Consider the following 18,271-nt stretch of genomic DNA (forward strand, 5'->3'; position numbering starts at 1 on the left):
GCGGCCCTTTAACAGTTCACCGTTCGCGTCGGCGGGACGCGTGGTCGCAGGCGTGCTGGGCCGGCAAGATCACCCGGACGAGCTAACCGCGTCGCACCCCGCTCGGTATGGTCTAGACCATGCTTGAGGTCATTGCCCTGGACGCCGCCGACGCCGAGGCCGCGCAGGCCGGCGGGGCGCACCGGTTGGAACTCGCCGTCGACATGGGCGCGGACGGGTTGACGCCGCCCGTCACCGTGCTGCGCGACGTGCTGTCCGCGACCGACCTGCCGGTGCGGGTCATGCTGCGCGACGCCCCCGCTTTCGCACCCGGCGACCTCGACCGGCTCCGGCGGGACGCGGCGGCGCTCCGGGACGCGGGGGCGTCCGAGTTCGTCTTCGGCTTCCTCGACGCGCAGCGCTGGGTGGACGAGGCGGCGTGCGCGGCGCTGATCGGGGAGTTGGACGGCTGCGCGTGGACGTTCCACCGCGCGCTCGACAACTCCGCCGACCCGGAGGCGGCCTGGACGGTCGTCGGCCGGCTGGGCTGCGACACGGTCCTCGCGGCCGGGAGCGCCAAGGGTGTCGCGGACGGGTTCCCGGTGCTGGAACGGCTGGCCGCGCGGCAGGACGAGGTGCGGCTGCTGGTCGGTGGCGGGCTGAAGGCCGCGCACGTGGCGCCGTTGAAGGCGGTCGGTGTCACCGGGTTCCACGTCGGGAGCGCGGTGCGGCCGGACGGGTGGAACGGCCCGGTCTCCGCCGACGCCGTCCGGATCTGGGCCGATTTGGTCTAGACCGCTCGCCGATCCGGACATTAGCATCGCCGTTGCTTCCCGTGGAATAGCCGTTGCGTATTGCGCAACAGCGGACGAAGGGTGGGGCGAGGATGCGGATCGCAGTGGCAGCGGCAGCGGTGGGCGCCGTCGTGCTGGCCGGGTGCGCCCCGGTCCAGTCCGGCTCGGCGCCCACCGGCGGTGACGAGCGGACCGGGCAGCTCCGGGTCTGGCTGTTCGACGAGGTGAACCGGGGCCCGAAGGAAGCGGTCGTCCGCGAGGCGGTCACCGAGTTCGAGCAGGCGCACGAGGGCGTGACCGTCGACGTCCAGTACATCCAGGTGCAGACCCGGGCCGAGCGGTTCAAGGCCGCGTTCAGCGATCCGGCCAGCGCGCCGGACGTCGCCGAGTTCGGCAACACCGACCTGGCCGGCTACGTCGCGGGCGGCGGGTTCGCCGAGCTGGACCTCGGCCAGTGGCCCGACGCGAAGGACCTCCTGCCCGCCGTCCTCGACACCGGCAAGGTGGACGGCAAGGTCTACGGCGTCCCCTGGTACGTCGGCGTGCGCGCGCTCTACTACCGCACGGACGTCTTCGAGGAGCTGAACCTCGATCCACCGACGAAGATCGACGAGATCGCGCCGCTGGCCAGGCGGATCCGGGCCGCGAAGCCGGACATGCTCGGCATCTCCGCCGGTGGCAAGTACACCTACGGCGCCCTGCCGTTCGTGTGGGCCAACGGCGGCGACATCGCCCGCAAGGACGGCGACGAGTACGTCTCCACCATCGACAGCCCCGAGGCCAAGGCGGGCCTCCGCCAGTACACCGAGCTGATCGCGGACGACATCTGCCCGCCGCCGCAGTGCGCGGGCAACGGCGGTGACGCGAGCGTCGAGGCGTTCCGCGCGGGCAAGGCGGCGATGGTGGTCGGCGGCGACTTCAACCGCAAGTCGGTCGACGCGTCGAGCGCCGCCGGGAAGTACGCGGTCGTGCCGCTGCCGGGGAAGCAAGCCGGTGACATCGCGCCGGCGTTCGCGGGCGGCAACCTGCTCGGCGTGCTGAAGGGCAGCGAGCGCCGGACGTTGGCCGACGAGTTCGTCCGGCTCCTGGGTGGCAAGGCGTACCAGCGCAAGATGTTCGACGCGATGGGCAACCTGCCGACGTTCGGGGACGTGCAGGCCGAGGTGGCGAAGGCGAACCCGGCGCTGGAGCCGTTCATCGAGACCCTGGAGGCGGGCACGCGGTTCGTGCCGGTCACCCCGGACTGGGCGAAGATCGACGCCCAGGCCGTGCTGCCGACGCTGTTGCAGCAGGTCGCCGCCGGTGGTGAGGACCTCGACCGGGCCGCCGCGCAAGCCGCCGAGCAGATGAACGCCGCCTTCGGCGGATGATGCCGACGAGGAAGGGCGACGGGCGGATCGCGTTCGCCTATCTCGCCCCCGCGCTGCTGGTGCTGGCCGGGTTGATGGGCTACCCGGTCTACCAGCTCGTGCTGATCTCCCTGTTCGACTACGGCCAGGAGCAGGTCAGCGGTGGCGCGCCGCTGACGTTCCTGGGCCTGGGGAACTACGCGAAGCTCCTCCAGGACGACCGGTTCTGGGCGGTGCTCGGGCAGACGGTCGGGTTCGCGGCGGTGTGCGTGGTCGGGACGCTGGTGGTCGGGGCGGTGCTGGCGGTGCTGGCCACGAGGGTCCGGACGTGGGCTCGGATGACGTTGTTCCTCGCCGCCCTGGGCGCGTGGGCGACACCGGCGGTGGCCGGGTCGACGATCTGGCTGTTCCTGTTCGACGCCAACTTCGGGTTCGTCAACGAGGTCCTGGGCACCACCGGGTTCTCCTGGACCTACGACAAGTGGGTGGCGTTCGGGCTGGTCGCGGCGCAGGTGGTGTGGTGCTCGTTCCCGTTCGTCATGGTCACGCTCTACGCGGGCATCAAGTCGATCCCCGGCGAGGTGCTGGAGGCGGCGGCGCTGGACGGCGCGTCGACCGCGAAGACGGCGACGAGCGTGATCCTGCCGCTGCTCCGGCCGCTGCTGGTCGTGGTGACCATCCAGTCGGTCATCTGGAACTTCAAGGTGTTCACCCAGATCTACATCATGACCGGCGGCGGCGGGATCGCCGGGCGGAACCTGGTGCTCAACGTCTACGCCTACCAGCAGGCGTTCGCCGCGTCCGAGTACGGGCTGGGCGCGAGCATCGGCGTGGTGATGACGGTGCTGCTGCTGGCCGTCACGGTCGGCTACCTGCGGGCGTTGCGGCGGAGCGGGGAGGTGCTGTGAACCGGCGGGTGTCGCGGGGCGTCGCGGAGGCCGTCACGGTCGTGGTCGCGGCGGTGGTGGCGTTCCCCCTGTACTGGATGGTGCTGACGGCGCTGAAGCCCGAGGCGGAGGTGATCTCGGCCGATCCCCGGCCGTGGACGCTCGCGCCGACGCTCGACAGCTTCGTGCGGGCGCTGACCGTGCAGAGCTTCGGCCGCTACCTGCTGAACAGCATCGTGGTGGCGGTCGTCGTGGTGCTGCTGAGCCTGCTGATCTCGTTCCTGGCGGCCACCGCGCTGACCCGCTTCCGGTTCCGCAGCCGGACCACGTTGCTGGTCATGCTGCTGGTGGTGCAGATGGTGCCGGTCGAGGCGTTGACCATTCCGCTGTTCTTCCTCATGCAGTCGGTGCGGGACGTGGCGCCGGTGTTCGGGCTGAACCACCTGGGTTCGCTGGTGCTGGTGCACCTCGCGTTCAGCCTGCCATTCGCGATCTGGATGCTGCGCGGGTTCGTCGCGGCGGTGCCGGTGGAGCTGGAGGAGGCGGCCACGCTGGACGGCGCGTCCCGGTTCCGGTTCCTGTGGCAGGTGCTGTTCCCGCTGGTGGCGCCGGGGCTGGTGGCGACGAGCGTGCTGTCGTTCATCCACGCGTGGAACGACTTCCTGTTCGCCAAGACCTTCATCATCTCGGCGGCGGAGAACCAGACGCTGCCGCTGGCGTTGCAGGTGTTCGTGAAACCCGACCAGAACGACTGGGGCGCGATCATGGCAGGTTCGACGTTGATGACGATCCCGGTGCTGGTGTTCTTCATCCTGGTGCAGCGGCGGCTGGTCGCGGGCCTGGCGGGGGCGGTGAAGTCGTGATCCTGCCGCGTCCGGTGTCGTTCGTCCCGGGTGAGGGGGCGGTCGAGTTCGACGGCACGGTCCACGTCTCGCGGGTGGCCGGGCCGGCGGAGGGGTACCGGCTGTCCGTGGCGCGGGACGGCGTGCGGGTGTGGGCGTCCGACGACGCGGGGGAGTTCTACGCGCGGCAGACGGTGCGGCAGTTGAGCGGGCCGGGGGCGTTCCGGGCGGTGCCACCGGGTCGGGTGACGTTGCCGGTGTGCGAGGTGGCGGACCACCCCCGGTTCGGCTGGCGCGGGGTGATGCTGGACGTGGCGCGGCACTTCCTGCCCAAGCACGACCTCCTGCGGTACGTCGACCTGCTGGCCGCGCACAAGCTGAACGTGCTGCACCTGCACCTGACCGACGACCAGGGTTGGCGGTTCGAGTCGCTGAGGTTCCCCCGGCTGCACGAGGTCGGCGGGTGGCGGGCCGACTCGCGGTTCGGCGACCGGCGGTCCGGCGGCCTGGCCGGACGTCCGCACGGCGGCTACTACACCCAGGACGACCTGCGGGAAGTCGTCGCGTACGCGGCGGCGCGGCACGTCGCGGTGGTGCCGGAGATCGACGTGCCGGGGCACAGCCAGGCGGCCATCGCGGCGTACCCGTCGCTCGGGGTGTCGGCCGGTGGGGTGTGGACGGACTGGGGGATCAACCCGAACGTCCTGACGCCCGACGAGTCCGCCGTGGACTTCTACCGGCAGGTGTTCGACGAGGTGCTGGACGTGTTCCCCGGCGAGGTGATCGGGTTGGGCGGTGACGAGGCGGAGGGCGGCGACGGCCGGTTCGTGCGCCTGATCGCGCAGCACCTCCACCGGCGCGGGCGGCGGCCGTTCGGGTGGGACGAGGTGCTCGACCGCCCGTCGGGCAGCACCGCCGGCCCGCTGCCCACCCGCACGATCATCGCGTCGTGGCGCGGCGAGGAGCCGGGTCTGGCGGCGTTGGCGCGGGGGCACGACGTGGTGATGTGCCCGGAGCAGCACCTGTACCTGGACTACCGCCAGTCCGACGACCCCCGTGAGCCCATCCCCGTCGGCACGGTCACCACGCTGGAGGACGTCTACCGGTACGAGCCGCCGACGGACCGGGTGCTCGGCGCGCAGGCGAACCTGTGGACCGAACACCTCGACTCGCCGAGGCGCCTCGACTACGCCGCCTTCCCCCGGCTGAGCGCGTTCGCCGAGGTCGTGTGGAGCCCCGCCGGGCGTGACGTGGCGGAGTTCCGGACCCGGCTGGCCGAGCACCACCTGCCCCGGCTCGACGCGCTGGGCGTCGAGTACCGCCCCCTCGACGGTCCCCGGCCGTGGCAGGAGCTCCCGGGCGTGCCCGGCTTCCCCCGGTAGGCCTCAGTCCTCTTCCGGCATGATGATCCACGCCGCGATGTAGAAGACGGCGCCGGCGCCGAACCCGAAGAGCGTGGCGGCGACCAGCAGGACGCGCAGCAGCGCGGCGTCCACGCCGATGAGCTTGGCGACGCCGCCGCACACGCCGGCGACCATCTTGTCGTTCCGGCTGCGACGGAGCTTCTTGATCTTGTCGGTGGCTTCGTTGAGCACGTCGTTCGTCATGCCTCAAGAGTGCTCTGCCAGGCGTTTCGGGACATCGGGGACGCACCCTGACTTCCCCCGGACCCCCGTTCTCAGGGTTCGGCCCTCCTGTGGTCGGCCCTTCGGGGTTCGACGAGGACCTTGCCCTGAGGTCGCCCGCTTCGGCGCCCGTAGCCGACGACCTCGTCCGCGCCCAGCTCCCGCACGACGTCGGCGCTGCGGGGGGACGCGGTGGCGGTGCCGTGCGCGCCCGCGTACTCGGCCGGCTGCACGGCCAACCCGCCGATCCCGCCGCGTTCAAGCGGGCGCGCGGAACAGCGCCGGGCCGCTACCGCCGCTTACCCTCGGAGCTGTGACGCCTGACGCACCTGAGGAGCTGGCCGCCGAGCTGGACCGGGTCGGCTACCTGCCGGACGCGGGCATCGCGACGGCGGCCTACCTGGCGCTGCGCATGCACCGCCCGCTGTTCTGCGAGGGCGAGCCGGGTACCGGCAAGACGTCGCTCGCGGTGGCCCTCGCGCAGGCCCTGGACCTGCCGTTGATCAGGCTCCAGTGCCACGAGGGCATCGACGCGACGCAGGCCCTCTACGACTGGGACTTCCCCCGCCAGCTCCTGCACCTGCGCGCCCTCGAAGCGTCCGGTCCGGTGGACGCGGAGGAAGCCGAGGCGTCCCTCTACACCCGCCGCTTCCTCCTCGCCCGGCCGCTGCTCCAAGCCCTCGAAGACGCGCCGTGCGTGCTGCTGGTGGACGAGGTGGACCGGGCGGACGACGAGTTCGAGGCGTTCCTGCTGGAGGTGCTGGGCGAGAACTCGGTGACGATCCCCGAACTGGGCCGCATCACCGCGACGACCCCGCCGCTGGTCGTGCTCACCTCCAACCGCACCCGCGAGGTGCACGACGCCCTCAAGCGCCGCTGCCTCTACCACTGGCTGGAGCACCCCGACCTGGCCCGCGAGGTGGCGATCCTGCGGCGTCGGCTGCCCGGCGTCACGGAGCGCCTCGCGCACCAGGTGGCGTCCGCCGTGCGGCGGTTGCGCGACCTCGACCTGATCAAGCAGCCGGGCGTCGCCGAGTCCCTCGATTGGGCGGAAGCCCTGCTCACCCTGGGCCGCACCGAACTGGACGCGGAAACGGCGGCCACCACGCTCGGTGCCGTCCTGAAGTACCGGGAAGACGCCCGACGCGCCCTTTCCTCCGGTGTGCTGACCGGCGTGGGCGGGAGCACAATCGTGGGATGACCGGAGCCGGCGCGACGACCGGGCTCGTGGGGTTCGCCCGCGCGCTCCGGCACGGCGGCGTCGCGTGCGGGCCGGAGCGGGTGCAGGCGTTCGTGGCCGCCGTGGACCACGTCGACCTCGCCGACCAGGGCCAGGTGTACTGGGCCGGGCGGCTCACCCTCTGCTCCGAGCCGGACGACCTGCCCCGGTACGACGCGGCGTTCACCGCCTGGTTCGGTGGGGTGCCCCCGCAGCAGCCGGGCAAACGCGCCCGGCAGACCAGCCACCTGGCCGCGCTCGGCGAGGGCGCGGCGCGGCGGAACGGGCGGGCGCCGACGCTCAAGGCCGCCGCCAGCGACGTGGAAGTGCTGCGGCGCAAGGACATCGCCACGCTCAGCCCGGCGGAGAAGCGGCACCTGCGAGAGCTGCTGGCCGCCCTCGAACCGGTCCCACCGACACGCCGCGCACTGCGCCGCGCCCCCTCCCGTCGAGGCGGGATCGACCCGCGCCGGACCCTGAAGGACGTGCTGGCCACCGGCGAGCTGACCAGGCCGCGCCACCGGAGCAGGAAGACCCGGCCGCGCAAAGTGGTCCTGCTGATCGACGTGTCCGGCTCGATGAAGCCCTACGCCGACGCCCTCCTCCGCTTCGCGCACGTCGTCGCCCGCCGGATGCCCGTCGAGGTCTGCACCCTCGGCACCCGGCTGACCAGGGTCACCCGCCAGCTCCGCCACCGCGACCCCGAGCAGGCCATGGCCGCCGCCGCCCGCGCCGTCCCCGACTTCGAGGGCGGCACCCGGCTCGGTGAGACGATCAAGGTGTTCCTGGACCGGTGGGGACAGCGCGGCGCCGCGCGGCGGGCCGTGGTGGTCATCTGCTCGGACGGCTGGGAGCGCGGCGACCCGGCGCTGCTCGCCGACCAGGTGCAACGGCTGGAACGCCTGGCGCACAAGGTGGTCTGGGTCAACCCGCACGCCGGCCACGACGGCTACCTGCCCGTCCAGTCCGGTATCGCCGCCGCCCTCCCGCACCTGGACCGGCTGCTCGCCGGCCACAGCCTCGACACCCTGCAGGCCCTGTTGGAGGAGGTACGACTTGCGTGACGTCCTGACCGAGCTGGCCCGTCGCGTCGACCGGGGGGAGACCGTCGGCGTGGGCACGGTCGTCGCCACGTTCAGCTCCGCGCCCCGACCGCCCGGTGCGGCGATGCTCGTCGGCGCGGACGACGAGGTGGTCGGCAGCGTCTCCGGCGGCTGCGTCGAAGGCGCCGTCTACGACCTGGCCAAGGAGGCCGTCCGGACCGGCGAGCCGGTGCTCCAGCGGTACGGCGTCAGCGACGACGACGCGTTCGCGGTAGGTCTGACCTGCGGTGGGATCATCGACGTCTACGTGGAGCCGATCAACCGGGACTCGTTCCCGGAACTGCCCGAGGTGCTGGAGGCGGTCGAGGCGCGCGAGCCGGTCGCCGTCGCCACGGTCGTGGAGCACCCCGAGTGGGTCGGCCGGCGGCTGGTCGTCCGGCCGGACCGGGCCATCGGGGACATCCCCTCGGACCGGGCCAGGGACGCGATCACCGACGACGCGCGCGGCCTGCTCGCCACCGGCCGCAGCGGCACCCTGCACTACGGGCCGGACGGCCAGCGGCGCGGTGAGGGCATGACGGTGTTCGTGAACTCGTTCGAGCCGCCGCCCCGGCTGCTGGTGTTCGGCGCGATCGACTTCGCCGCCGCCCTGGCGAAGCTGGGGGCGTTCCTCGGCTACCGCGTCACGGTGTGCGACGCGCGCCCCGTGTTCGCCACGAAGAGCCGGTTCCCGGAGGCCGACGAGGTGGTCGTGGACTGGCCGCACCGCTACCTCGCGGCGCAGGCCGACGCCGGGCAGGTGGACGAGCGCACGGTCGTCGCCGTGCTGACCCACGACCCGAAGTTCGACGTGCCGCTGCTGGAGGTCGCGTTGCGGCTCAAGCTCGGCTACGTCGGCGCGATGGGCTCCCGCCGCACCCACGACGACCGGCTGCGGCGGCTCCGCGAGGCGGGTCTGACCGGCGGCGAACTGGCCGGGCTGGCGTCCCCGATCGGCCTCGACCTGGGCGCCCGCACGCCCGAGGAGACGGCGGTGTCGATCGCGGCGGAGATCATCGCGCTGCGGTGGGGCGGGGGAGGTGAGCGGCTGGCCCGGACGGGCGGCTCCATCCACAAGTGAGGGGGTTGTTCGACATGACGACGAAGAGCAGGCTCGGTTGTGACTCCCATCACCACCACTCAGGGAGGGTCGGTCAATGAGGATCACCGTCACGGTCGACGGAGTCGACTACAGCGACGAGGTCGAACCCCGCACGCTGCTGGTGCACCACCTACGCGAACGACTCGGCAAGACCGGCACCGTCGTCGGCTGCGACACCAGCAACTGCGGCGCGTGCACGGTCCACCTCGACGGCCACAGCGTGAAGTCGTGCGCCGTGCTCGCGGTGCAGGCGGACGGCCGCGAGGTCACCACCGTCGAGGGGCTGGCCCGCGAGGGCAAGCTGCACCCCGTCCAGCAGGCGTTCCACCGGAACCACGCCCTCCAGTGCGGGTTCTGCACCCCGGGCATGATCATGCAGGCGATCGACCTGCTCGCGGACAACCCCGATCCCGACGAGGACGAGGTGCGGCACGGCCTGGAGGGCAACCTCTGCCGCTGCACCGGCTACCAGAACATCGTCCGCGCGGTCCGCGACGCGGCGCGGCAGATGCGCCCCGGCGCCGGCCCCGAAGCCGAGCGGGTGGACGAGACGACGCTGGTCGACCGCGCCCCGACGCACGCGGGCGGTGGTGGGGAATGACCGCCACCGCCGAACCCGAGGCCGGTCGCGAGGTCGGCAAGGCGAGGCTGCGCAAGGAAGACGCCCGGCTGATCACCGGCGCCACCCGCTGGACCGACAACATGCAGCTCACCGGGATGCTGCACATGGCGTTGCTGCGCAGCCCCGTCGCACACGCCCGGATCACGTCGATCGACGTCACCGAAGCCGTGAAGATGCCCGGCGTGCTGACGGTCCTCACCGGCCAGGACGTGGCCGCCGACCAGGGCAGCCTGCCGTGCGCGTGGCCCATCACCGAGGACATGCTCGCCCCGCCCGCGCCGTCGCTCGCCGTCGACCGGGTGAACTTCGCCGGTGAGGCGGTCGCGCTGGTCGTCGCCCGGAGCGCGGCCGAGGCGCACGACGCGCTGTCCGCGATCGACGTCGACTACGAGGACCTGCCGGTCGTGCTCGACATGGAGCGGGCCATCGCCGACGACGCCGACCTCGTGCACCCCGACCTGGGCACGAACAAGAGCGCCACGTGGGTGTTCGACTCCGCCGAGGCGGGCACCGGGTCCGACGTGGACCAGGCCCTCGCCGACTCGGAAGTGGTGGTGGAACGCACGTTCCGCCAGCAGCGGCTGATCCCGGCGTTCATGGAACCGCGCTCGGTCGTGGTGGACCCGGCGCCCGACTCGGTGACCATGTGGTCCGCCACCCAGGTGCCGCACATCCTGCGCTGGATGCTGTCCGCCGTGCTCGGCATCCCCGAGCAGCAGATCCGGGTGATCGCGCCCGACGTCGGCGGCGGCTTCGGCGGCAAGCTCCAGGTCACCCCCGAGGAGGTGCTGACGCTGCTCGTCGCGCGGCGGCTCGGCAAGCCGGTCAAGTGGACCGAGACCCGCACCGAGTCGATGCTGTCCGCGCACCACGGCCGCGACCAGCTCCAGCGCATCACCATCGGGGCCCGCCGCGACGGCACGGTCACCGGCCTGAAGGTGGACCTGCTCGCCGACATGGGCGCCTACCTGCGGCTGATCACGCCCGGCGTGCCGATCCTCGGCGCGTTCATGTTCAACGCGATCTACAAGTTCCCGGCCTACCGCTTCACGTGCACCAACGTGTTCACGAACAAGGTGCCGACCGACGCGTACCGGGGCGCGGGCCGGCCCGAGGCGACGTTCGCGATCGAGCGGATCATGGACGAGCTGGCCGCCGAGCTGGGCCTCGACCCGATGGACCTGCGCGAGCGGAACTGGATCAAGCACGAGGAGTTCCCGTTCACCACGGTCGCCGGCCTCACCTACGACTCCGGCAACTACGAGGCCGCCACCGACAAGGCGAAGGAGCTGTTCGGCTACGACGCGCTGCGCCGTGAGCAGTCCGACCGCCGCGCCAACGGCGACCCGGTGCAGCTCGGCATCGGCATCTCCACCTACACGGAGATGTGCGGGCTCGCCCCGTCACGCGTGCTCGGCGCCCTGCGCTACGCGGCGGGCGGTTGGGAGCACGCGGCCCTGCGGATGCTGCCCACCGGCAAGGTCGAGCTGATCACCGGCACCTCGCCGCACGGCCAGGGCCACGTGACGGCGTGGAGCCAGATCGTCGCCGACCGGCTCGGCGTGCCGTTCGAGGACGTCGAGGTGCTGCACGGCGACACGCGCGTCTCGCACCGCGGCATGGACAGCTACGGCTCCCGGTCGCTGGCCGTGGGCGGTGTGGCCGTCGTGCTGGCGGCGGAGAAGGTGCTGGCCAAGGCCCGCACGGTCGCCGCGCACCTGATGGAGGCGGGCGAGGAGGACGTCGAGTTCACCTCGGGCGAGTTCACCGTGCGCGGCACGTCCACCACCCTGTCCCTGGGTGACGTCGTGGTCGCCGCGCACGTCGCGCACAACCTGCCCGACGGCGTGGAACCCGGTCTGGACGCCGAGGCCACGTTCGACCCGGACAACTTCTCCTACCCGCACGGCACGCACCTGTGCGCCACCGAGGTCGACACGCTGACCGGCGCGGTGAAGATCCGCTCCTACGTGTGCGTGGACGACGTCGGCAAGGTGGTCAACCCGATGATCGTGGAAGGCCAGGTGCACGGCGGCCTCGCGCAGGGCATCGCCCAGGCCCTGTACGAGGAGGCGGTGCACGACGAGTTCGGCACCCTCACCACCGCCACCCTCGCCGACTACCTGCTGCCGTCCGCCGTCGACCTGCCGCACTTCACCACCGACCGCACCGAGACACCCGCGTTGAGCAACCCGCTCGGCGTGAAGGGCGTCGGCGAGGCGGGCACCATCGCGTCCACTCCGGCCGTGGTCAACTCGATCGTGGACGCTCTGCGGCACATGGGGGTCGAGGACGTGGAGATGCCGTGCACCCCGATGCGGGTGTGGAAGGCCATCCACCGCCGTGGCGACGAGGTGCCGGCGACACCCGGCGCGGGCGGCGGTCTCGGTTCCGTGAACGTCGACGATCAGGCGTACGCGCGGGGAGGTGCGGAATGATCCCGGCCGCGTTCGACTACGTCGCGCCCACCACCGTGGACGAGGCGGTGCGCGCGCTCGCCGCCGGCGGCGAGGACGCCAAGGTGATGGCCGGCGGGCAGAGCCTCATCCCGGTGCTGCGGATGCGGCTGGCCGCGCCGACGCTGGTGGTCGACCTGTCCGGGCTGACCGAGCTGACCGGCGTGCACGACGACGGCGACTCGCTCCGCATCGGCGCGATGACCACGCACTACGAGGTGCGGCGCGACCCGCTGGTGCGCGAGCACGCCAAGCTGCTGTGCCTGGCCACGGACACCGTCGCCGATCCGCAGGTCCGGCACCGGGGCACGTTCGGCGGCTCGCTGGCCCACGCCGACCCGGCCGGCGACCTGCTCGCGCCCGCGTCGGCGCTGGACGCGGTGATGGTGTGCGCCGGGCCGACCGGGACGCGGGAGGTGCCGGCGGCGGAGTTCTTCGTCGACTACTTCACCACCGCGCTGGCCCCGGACGAACTGCTCACCCACGTGAAGGTGCCCAAGCTGACCGGCTGGGGCGCGCACTACGAGAAGTTCAACCGGGTCGCCCAGGCGTGGTCGATCGTCGCGGTCGCGGCGGCGGTGCGGGTGTCCGGCGGCCGGATCACGGCGGCACGGGTCGGCCTGACCAACATGGCGTCCACGCCGGTGCGGGCACGCGGGGTGGAGGAGGCGCTGGTCGGGCAGGAGGCGACCGCCGAGGCGATCACCGCCGCCGCCACCCGCGCGGCCGAGGGGGCCGACCCGCCCAGCGACGGCAACGCCGACGCCGAGTACCGGTCCCACCTGGCCCGGGTGCTGACCGAACGCGCGGTGAGGGCCGCGGTGAGCGCATGAAGCTGGAACACAGGTTCACCGTTCCCGCGCCCGTGCCGGACGTGTGGGCGGCGCTGCTCGACCCGGTGAGGGTGGCGCCCTGCATGCCGGGCGCCACCCTCACCGGGGTGGACGGGCAGCGCTTCACCGGCACCGTCAAGGTCAAGCTCGGTCCCGTCACGCTGCTGTACAAGGGGACCGGCGAGTTCACGTCCGTCGACGAGCGGGTGCACGCGGCCGTGCTGAAGGCGTCCGGGAAGGACACCAGGGGCAACGGCACCGCGTCCGCCACCGTGTCCGTGGCCCTGACCCCCACCTCCGCCGAAGGCGCTTCCGGCGGTTCAGGCACGTCAGGCACCGAGGTGTACGTCGTCACCGACATGAACATCACCGGCCGTCCGGCGCAGCTCGGCCGGGGTCTGATCAACGAGGTCAGCGGTCGGATCATCGGAGAGTTCGCGGAATGCCTGGCGACACGGCTCGCGCCGGCGGAAGCTGAGGAGGTGACTCCAGCCGAGACCGCCACCCCGACCGCCCGGCCCGGGCTGCACGCCGTGCCGGACGAGCCGATCGACCTGCTCGACACCGCCGGCCTGCCCGTGCTCAAGCGGGTGCTGCCGATCGCGGCCGGGCTGCTGGTGCTCGTGCTGGTGGTGCGCAGATTCCGCGGACGGCACCGCTGAACGGACGTGGCGGGCGACCGGTCCTCGGGCTGGTCGCCTGCCTGTCCGTCCTGGCGGCCTGCACCGGGTCGCCGGTGGTGATCACGTCGCCGCGTCCGCCGACGACCACCACGTCCGCGGTCCCCGAGCCGCCGTCGTTCACGCTGGCCGCGGGCGGGGACATCCTGATCCACCCGGCGCTGACCGAGCAGGCGGACCGCGACGGCGCGCGCAACTTCGTGCCGCTGCTGGAGGGCCTGCGCGAGGCGATCGACGCCGACGTGTCGATCTGCCACCTGGAGACGCCGCTGTCCGCGCCCGGCGAGCCGACGTACGGCTACCCGGCGTTCAGCGCGCCGCACGAGGTGGCGCACGCGTTGAAGGCCATCGGCTACGACAGCTGCTCGACCGCGTCCAACCACACCCTCGACCGGGGCGCGCCCGCGATCAAGACGACGCTGGACGTGATGGACGAGGCCGGGTTGAAGCACACCGGCTCGTTCCGGTCGCCGGAGGAGTCGGCGACGCCGCTGCTGCTGGACGCGGGCGGCGTGAAGGTCGGGCACATCGCGTTCACGTACGGCTTCAACGGCGTTCCGCTGCCGAAGCCGTGGATGGCGAACCAGTTGTCGACGGGAGGCGTGCTGGCGGCGGCACGTGCGGCGCGCGAGGCCGGTGCGGAGGTCGTCGTGGCGAGCCTGCACTGGGGCGACGAGTACCAGCACGAGGCGACGCCGCAGCAGCGGGAGATGGCACGGGCCGTGCTCGCCGACCCGGCGGTGGACCTGATCATCGGCACGCACGTGCACGCCGTGCAGCCGATCGAGCAGATCGGCGGCAAGTGGGTCGTCTACGGCATGGGCAACGAGGTGGCCAGGCACTCCGAGCCGCGCGGCATCACGGAGGAGGGCATCGTCACCCGCTTCAAGTTCGTCAAGGGCCCGGACGGCTGGGCGGTCCAGGAGGCGTCCTACATCCCGACCCTGGTCGAGCTGGGCCCCCCGATCCGCGTGGTCGACCTGACCCGCGTCCCCGCCAACCCCCGCCGAACCGAAGCCCTGACCCGCACGGACGCCATCGTCCGCAGCCTGGGCTCCACCATCACCCACCCCTGACCGGCACTGCCGCAACGACCCGCACGTGTGACCGTCAGGCACGGCCTGCCCCACTGGTACCGCCGTAGGATCACATCCGTGCAGCGCCGGAGGGGGTGATGTGGTGGTCGACAGGTTCCATGACCCGTTGCTGACGACGAAGGAGACCGCCCGCCACCTCTTGATCCCGCAGCGGACGCTGAACCACTGGTTGGCCGAAGAAGCGGGCGGTGCGCCTTTGGTGCACAGGGTGGATCCGGAGCGGCGAGGGTGGCCGACGGTTCCGTTCATCGCGGTGATCGAGGCCTACGTCCTGCGGTCGCTCCGCGATCTCGGCCTGACGAAGCGGAAGATCAGGGACGCGGCGGCGGCCGTGCGCGGCGAATTCGGCACTGCGTACGCCCTGGCGACGAAGAAGATCGTCACCGACGGGGTCGACATCTTCCTGGAGTACGCCGACGGCGACCTGGCCAGGGTGGGGGACCAGCAGCGCCCGATCAGGGAAGTGCTCGACGGCTACCTGCGCTACATCGAGTGGGACGCGGGCGACGAGTTCGCCTCGTCGTTGCGGCTGCGCCAGTACCCGGACATCGCTCCGGTGGTGATAGATCCCCGGTTCGGGTGGGGTGCGCCGGTCATCGAGCAGAACCGCGTCCCGGTCGACGCGATCGTGGAGATGTGGCTGGCGGGCGACTCGCTGAAGGATGTCGGGTACGAGTACGACCTGGACCCCGACCAGGTCGAAGCGATCTGCCGGGCCGCGCAGCGTGTCCCAGCCTGAGTTCTTTCTCGATCGCGGACTCGGACGCGGTGTGGCCGATGGTCTGCGTGCGCACGGCTGGCTCGTGCACCGCATAGCCGAGTACTTCCCCGACGACGCGCAGTGCGTAGCCGATGAGGACTGGCTGTCGTACGGGCTGGAACGTGGCTGGGTCCCGTTGTGCAAGGACGGGCGGATCAAAGGGCGCAACCACGAGCGCGAACCGCTGGTGGTCCACTCCGCGGTGCTCTTCTACCTGAACAACCAGCAACTCCGGCGGGACGAGATGGTCGCCCGCTTCCACCGGGTCCGATCGGCGATCGACCACGCCGTGGAACGAGGCGGACCGGCCGTCTACGCAATCGGCGAATCGGCCATCCGGCGAACCTGGCCCTGAACCACCACCCCCGACCCCGCGCGAGTCCTACGTTCGAACGCGTGAGTCCTACGTTCGAACGCGTGAGTCCTACGTTCGAACGCGTGAGTCCTACGTTCCGAACGACCGTGTCCTACGTTCAGAACCCCCGAGTTCAACGCTCAGAACGTGCGACCAGCCGGTTCGAGCACACCCCGGACCCGGTCCAGACGGGCCAGCCACCGGGCCGTGGTCTTCTCGTCCGCCGCGAACTCGGCGTAACGGTCGGGCACGGGGGCGTGAGCGGGCACGGGGAGCCAGCCGTCCACCGGGCGCAGCGAGTCGACCGCCACGTCACCGTCCAGCAGCGCCAACGTCCCCAGCCCGCACGCGAAGTCCAGCTCCGGCAACGCCCCCGCCAACGCCAGGCCGGCGGCCATCCCCACCGACGTCTCCACCGCCGACGACACCACGCACGGCAGCCCGCACGCCTCCGCCACGGCCAACGCCCGCCGCACCCCGCCCAACGGCGCCACCTTGATCACGGCCACGTCCGCCGCGCCGGCCACCGCCACCCGCATCGGGTCCTCCGCCCGGCGGATCGACTCGTCCGCCGCGATCCGCACGTCCACCCGCCGCCGCACCGCCGCCAACTCCTCGATCGACCGGCACGGCTGCTCGACGTACTCCAACCCGCCCGCGGCCCGCTCCAACGCGCGGATCGCGACCACGGCCCCGTCCACGTCCCAAGCCATGTTCGCGTCCACCCGGATCGCCCCCGCCGGACCGAGCGCGTCCCGCACCGCCGCCACCCGATCCAGGTCCGAGGACAGCACCGACCCCGGATCGGCCACCTTCACCTTCGCCGTCGAACACCCCGACGCCGCCACGATCGCGTGCGCCCGCTCCGCCGACACCACCGGGACCGTGCAGTTCACCGGGATCCGGGACCGGACCGGCGCGGGCCACCCGTCGTGCGCGGACTCCAGGGCGCACGCCAGCCACGGCGCGGACTCGGCGTCCGAGTAGTCCTCGAACGCGCAGAACTCACCCCACCCGGCAGGGCCTTCCACCAGCAGGCCCTGCCGGACGGTGATGCCGCGGAACCGGTTGCGCATCGGGATCGAGTAGACCAGCACCACCCGATCGTAGAGCGGGCCCGGGAACCCGATCAGGGACGCATGGCGCGCGAATCCGGCACCCGGTGCACGACGGGCCGCTCCCGGCGTTCCGGCGCGGTCATCCGCTCGACCACGGCCGTGGGAGTTCACGACAGCCCAGTGAAGAGGCACCTGGGAGGTGAGGCGGGACGCCCTACCGTAGCGGGTCCAGTGAGGCGACGCGGCGCAGCGCGCTGTCCGTGAGGTCGGGGTCGGACTCCTCGACCACGATCCGCAACGCGTCCTCGAACTGGTCCAGCCGCCGGTCCAGCTCGGCCAGCTCGCGGGTCGTCTCGGCGATCGCGGCGGCCAGACCAGGCCGGTTCTCCGCCCGCCGCAACGCCTCCCGCACCACCAGGCTGTCCCGCAACGCCACCAGCGCCCGCCACAGCAGCCGTTCGACCTGCGTCACCCGCTGGGCTTCCAGGCCGCGCAGCCCGTCGAAGTGCGCGCACAGCCGCCCGGCCCGCCGACGCTGGACCGGGTCGGTGAACTGCCCGCAGTGCACGACGTCCCGCGCACCGCCCGCCAGCACCACGTCCCACTCGGTCAACCGGACGGGTAAGACCGCGACGAGCGCCAGGATGAGCAACGGCACGCAGGCCAGCCCCATCGACCACCACAACGTCGGCGCCATCACCGCCAACGTCGCCGCCGGCACCACCGCCAGCACGGCGAGAGGTCGGATCCGGTCGCGGCGGGCCCGGCGGGTGGCGGCACGTCGAGCGGGCCCCACCTCGGCTTCCGGACGCCACATCCACCAACGGGGTAACGGCAGTACCTGGTTCATGTCCACCTATCAGCGGGTCGCGAGGAACGCCCTGAACGCTTTGGGGGAGAAGGAAAGCACAGGGCTCGCGTCGCCGAGCTCGGAGTCCCGCACCGCGACCGCAGTGGGGGTGGAACCCACTTCGGCACAGCCGTTCGCCGACTCGCTGTACGACGACTCGCGCCACTCGAACCCCATCGCGATCACAACTCCTTCGTAGCCTTCTCGGCCCAGGCCGGGAAGTCTTCCGGCCTGTCGGTCCGGACACGCAACCGGGTCAACGCGTCCCGGTACGCCATCACCCGAGCAGGCTCCTCGTAGCGGACGCCCTTGACCCGGCTCTCGATGTAGGCACAACCGGGTCGTGTTCCGACTCGCTGGGGAAGGACAACACGATGAACCCGCCGTCCACGCCAGTGTGGGCACCGGCCGACGCGGGCAGTGGCGGCATCTCGATGTTCGGGTGCTCGCGCAGTTCGACCAGCGTTCCAGCTGCGCCCGGACGATGGCGGGACTGCCGACCCGGAGTCGTAGCGCGGCCTCGGAGATCACCGCCCACACCTGTGGCGCGTCCTCCAGGTCGAGCACTTCGTCCTGGCGCGCCATCCGCAGCTCGACCCGCTTCTCCACTCCGGTGGCGGGAACCCGGTGCGGCTGTACGGCTGAGAGAGGGGTGTCCATGGTGTTCACGAATGGTGGAAT

At 72.0% G+C, this 18,271-nt stretch carries 20 protein-coding genes and 1 pseudogene; 15 read left to right on the forward strand and 6 right to left on the reverse strand.

What is annotated here, in order from left to right; genetic code table 11:
* Nucleotides 1-119: 119 nt before the first annotated feature.
* From ACRAKI_RS02245 to ACRAKI_RS02265, 5 genes are all read left to right on the forward strand, one after another.
* Entirely contained in the window at nt 120-773 is a 654-nt protein-coding gene (locus tag ACRAKI_RS02245) for a copper homeostasis protein CutC (protein ID WP_447005382.1), read from the forward strand.
* Nucleotides 774-865: 92 nt separating this feature from the next.
* Nucleotides 866-2,143, forward strand: a complete 1,278-nt coding sequence (locus tag ACRAKI_RS02250) for an extracellular solute-binding protein (protein ID WP_447005383.1) — start codon at nt 866-868, stop codon at nt 2,141-2,143.
* Nucleotides 2,140-3,030 (forward strand): carbohydrate ABC transporter permease, encoded by an 891-nt coding sequence (locus ACRAKI_RS02255; RefSeq protein WP_447005384.1) that lies wholly within the window; start codon nt 2,140-2,142, stop codon nt 3,028-3,030. The genes ACRAKI_RS02250 and ACRAKI_RS02255 overlap by 4 nt, the downstream gene beginning before the upstream one ends.
* Nucleotides 3,027-3,872 (forward strand): carbohydrate ABC transporter permease, encoded by an 846-nt coding sequence (locus ACRAKI_RS02260; protein WP_447005385.1) that lies wholly within the window; start codon nt 3,027-3,029, stop codon nt 3,870-3,872. Before ACRAKI_RS02255 ends, ACRAKI_RS02260 begins: the two co-directional genes overlap by 4 nt.
* Nucleotides 3,869-5,233, forward strand: a complete 1,365-nt coding sequence (locus tag ACRAKI_RS02265) for a beta-N-acetylhexosaminidase (RefSeq protein WP_447005386.1) — start codon at nt 3,869-3,871, stop codon at nt 5,231-5,233. The genes ACRAKI_RS02260 and ACRAKI_RS02265 overlap by 4 nt, the downstream gene beginning before the upstream one ends.
* Before the next feature lie 3 nt (nt 5,234-5,236).
* Here the strand turns inward: ACRAKI_RS02265 and ACRAKI_RS02270 are convergent, their stop codons facing one another.
* Together ACRAKI_RS02270 and ACRAKI_RS02275 are read right to left on the reverse strand one after the other, a co-directional pair.
* Nucleotides 5,237-5,458 (reverse strand): PspC domain-containing protein, encoded by a 222-nt coding sequence (locus ACRAKI_RS02270; protein ID WP_447005387.1) that lies wholly within the window; start codon nt 5,456-5,458, stop codon nt 5,237-5,239.
* 71 nt (nt 5,459-5,529) lie between these two features.
* A complete protein-coding gene (locus ACRAKI_RS02275; RefSeq protein ID WP_447005388.1) occupies nt 5,530-5,715 on the reverse strand; it encodes a hypothetical protein in 186 nt (61 codons plus the stop codon).
* A gap of 74 nt (nt 5,716-5,789) precedes the next feature.
* On the opposite strand from ACRAKI_RS02275, the gene ACRAKI_RS02280 reads away from it, so the two are divergent.
* The 10 genes from ACRAKI_RS02280 to ACRAKI_RS02325 all read left to right on the forward strand — a co-directional run bounded on the left by ACRAKI_RS02280 (nt 5,790) and on the right by ACRAKI_RS02325 (nt 15,682).
* On the forward strand, nt 5,790-6,677 hold the full coding sequence (locus ACRAKI_RS02280; RefSeq protein ID WP_447005389.1) for an AAA family ATPase: 888 nt from the start codon (nt 5,790-5,792) through the stop codon (nt 6,675-6,677).
* On the forward strand, nt 6,674-7,759 hold the full coding sequence (locus ACRAKI_RS02285) for a vWA domain-containing protein (RefSeq protein ID WP_447005390.1): 1,086 nt from the start codon (nt 6,674-6,676) through the stop codon (nt 7,757-7,759). The genes ACRAKI_RS02280 and ACRAKI_RS02285 overlap by 4 nt, the downstream gene beginning before the upstream one ends.
* On the forward strand, nt 7,752-8,858 hold the full coding sequence (locus tag ACRAKI_RS02290; RefSeq protein ID WP_447005391.1) for an XdhC family protein: 1,107 nt from the start codon (nt 7,752-7,754) through the stop codon (nt 8,856-8,858). The genes ACRAKI_RS02285 and ACRAKI_RS02290 overlap by 8 nt, the downstream gene beginning before the upstream one ends.
* Nucleotides 8,859-8,934: 76 nt before the next feature.
* Complete coding sequence (locus ACRAKI_RS02295) at nt 8,935-9,480, forward strand: (2Fe-2S)-binding protein (protein WP_447005392.1); 546 nt, start codon at nt 8,935-8,937, stop codon at nt 9,478-9,480.
* Nucleotides 9,477-11,939: a xanthine dehydrogenase family protein molybdopterin-binding subunit gene (locus ACRAKI_RS02300; RefSeq protein WP_447005393.1), complete on the forward strand. Its 2,463-nt coding sequence runs from the start codon at nt 9,477-9,479 to the stop codon at nt 11,937-11,939. Before ACRAKI_RS02295 ends, ACRAKI_RS02300 begins: the two co-directional genes overlap by 4 nt.
* Nucleotides 11,936-12,790, forward strand: a complete 855-nt coding sequence (locus tag ACRAKI_RS02305; protein ID WP_447005394.1) for an FAD binding domain-containing protein — start codon at nt 11,936-11,938, stop codon at nt 12,788-12,790. Before ACRAKI_RS02300 ends, ACRAKI_RS02305 begins: the two co-directional genes overlap by 4 nt.
* Nucleotides 12,787-13,452, forward strand: a complete 666-nt coding sequence (locus ACRAKI_RS02310) for an SRPBCC family protein (protein ID WP_447005395.1) — start codon at nt 12,787-12,789, stop codon at nt 13,450-13,452. The genes ACRAKI_RS02305 and ACRAKI_RS02310 overlap by 4 nt, the downstream gene beginning before the upstream one ends.
* A gap of 74 nt (nt 13,453-13,526) precedes the next feature.
* Nucleotides 13,527-14,546, forward strand: a complete 1,020-nt coding sequence (locus ACRAKI_RS02315) for a CapA family protein (RefSeq protein ID WP_447005396.1) — start codon at nt 13,527-13,529, stop codon at nt 14,544-14,546.
* 103 nt (nt 14,547-14,649) lie between these two features.
* Nucleotides 14,650-15,306: a DUF433 domain-containing protein gene (locus ACRAKI_RS02320; protein WP_447005397.1), complete on the forward strand. Its 657-nt coding sequence runs from the start codon at nt 14,650-14,652 to the stop codon at nt 15,304-15,306.
* Nucleotides 15,307-15,337: 31 nt separating this feature from the next.
* Nucleotides 15,338-15,682, forward strand: coding sequence for a PIN-like domain-containing protein (locus tag ACRAKI_RS02325; RefSeq protein ID WP_447005398.1), 345 nt, complete (start codon nt 15,338-15,340; stop codon nt 15,680-15,682).
* A 140-nt stretch (nt 15,683-15,822) separates the two neighbouring features.
* On the opposite strand, the gene ACRAKI_RS02330 is transcribed toward ACRAKI_RS02325, so the two are convergent.
* From ACRAKI_RS02330 to ACRAKI_RS02345, 4 genes and pseudogenes are all read right to left on the reverse strand, one after another.
* Nucleotides 15,823-16,779, reverse strand: a complete 957-nt coding sequence (locus tag ACRAKI_RS02330) for an o-succinylbenzoate synthase (protein ID WP_447005399.1) — start codon at nt 16,777-16,779, stop codon at nt 15,823-15,825.
* Between the two features lie 175 nt (nt 16,780-16,954).
* Nucleotides 16,955-17,557 (reverse strand): hypothetical protein, encoded by a 603-nt coding sequence (locus ACRAKI_RS02335; RefSeq protein WP_447005400.1) that lies wholly within the window; start codon nt 17,555-17,557, stop codon nt 16,955-16,957.
* 42 nt (nt 17,558-17,599) lie between these two features.
* On the reverse strand, nt 17,600-17,767 hold the full coding sequence (locus tag ACRAKI_RS02340; protein WP_447008310.1) for a DUF397 domain-containing protein: 168 nt from the start codon (nt 17,765-17,767) through the stop codon (nt 17,600-17,602).
* Between the two features lie 267 nt (nt 17,768-18,034).
* A pseudogene (locus ACRAKI_RS02345) lies at nt 18,035-18,250 on the reverse strand (Scr1 family TA system antitoxin-like transcriptional regulator); the annotation flags it as partial.
* Between the last annotated feature and the right edge of the window lie 21 nt (nt 18,251-18,271).

The sequence above is a fragment of the Saccharothrix isguenensis genome (assembly GCF_052936305.1).

Coding starts and splice junctions, on each gene's coding strand:
- ACRAKI_RS02335 (WP_447005400.1), bottom strand. CDS start 17,557: ATGTGGCGTCCGGAAGCCGAGGTGGGGCCCGCTCGACGTGCCGCCACC.
- ACRAKI_RS02245 (WP_447005382.1), top strand. CDS start 120: ATGCTTGAGGTCATTGCCCTGGACGCCGCCGACGCCGAGGCCGCGCAG.
- ACRAKI_RS02305 (WP_447005394.1), top strand. CDS start 11,936: ATGATCCCGGCCGCGTTCGACTACGTCGCGCCCACCACCGTGGACGAG.
- ACRAKI_RS02255 (WP_447005384.1), top strand. CDS start 2,140: ATGATGCCGACGAGGAAGGGCGACGGGCGGATCGCGTTCGCCTATCTC.
- ACRAKI_RS02295 (WP_447005392.1), top strand. CDS start 8,935: ATGAGGATCACCGTCACGGTCGACGGAGTCGACTACAGCGACGAGGTC.
- ACRAKI_RS02310 (WP_447005395.1), top strand. CDS start 12,787: ATGAAGCTGGAACACAGGTTCACCGTTCCCGCGCCCGTGCCGGACGTG.
- ACRAKI_RS02270 (WP_447005387.1), bottom strand. CDS start 5,458: ATGACGAACGACGTGCTCAACGAAGCCACCGACAAGATCAAGAAGCTC.
- ACRAKI_RS02300 (WP_447005393.1), top strand. CDS start 9,477: ATGACCGCCACCGCCGAACCCGAGGCCGGTCGCGAGGTCGGCAAGGCG.
- ACRAKI_RS02340 (WP_447008310.1), bottom strand. CDS start 17,767: ATGGGGTTCGAGTGGCGCGAGTCGTCGTACAGCGAGTCGGCGAACGGC.
- ACRAKI_RS02250 (WP_447005383.1), top strand. CDS start 866: ATGCGGATCGCAGTGGCAGCGGCAGCGGTGGGCGCCGTCGTGCTGGCC.
- ACRAKI_RS02285 (WP_447005390.1), top strand. CDS start 6,674: ATGACCGGAGCCGGCGCGACGACCGGGCTCGTGGGGTTCGCCCGCGCG.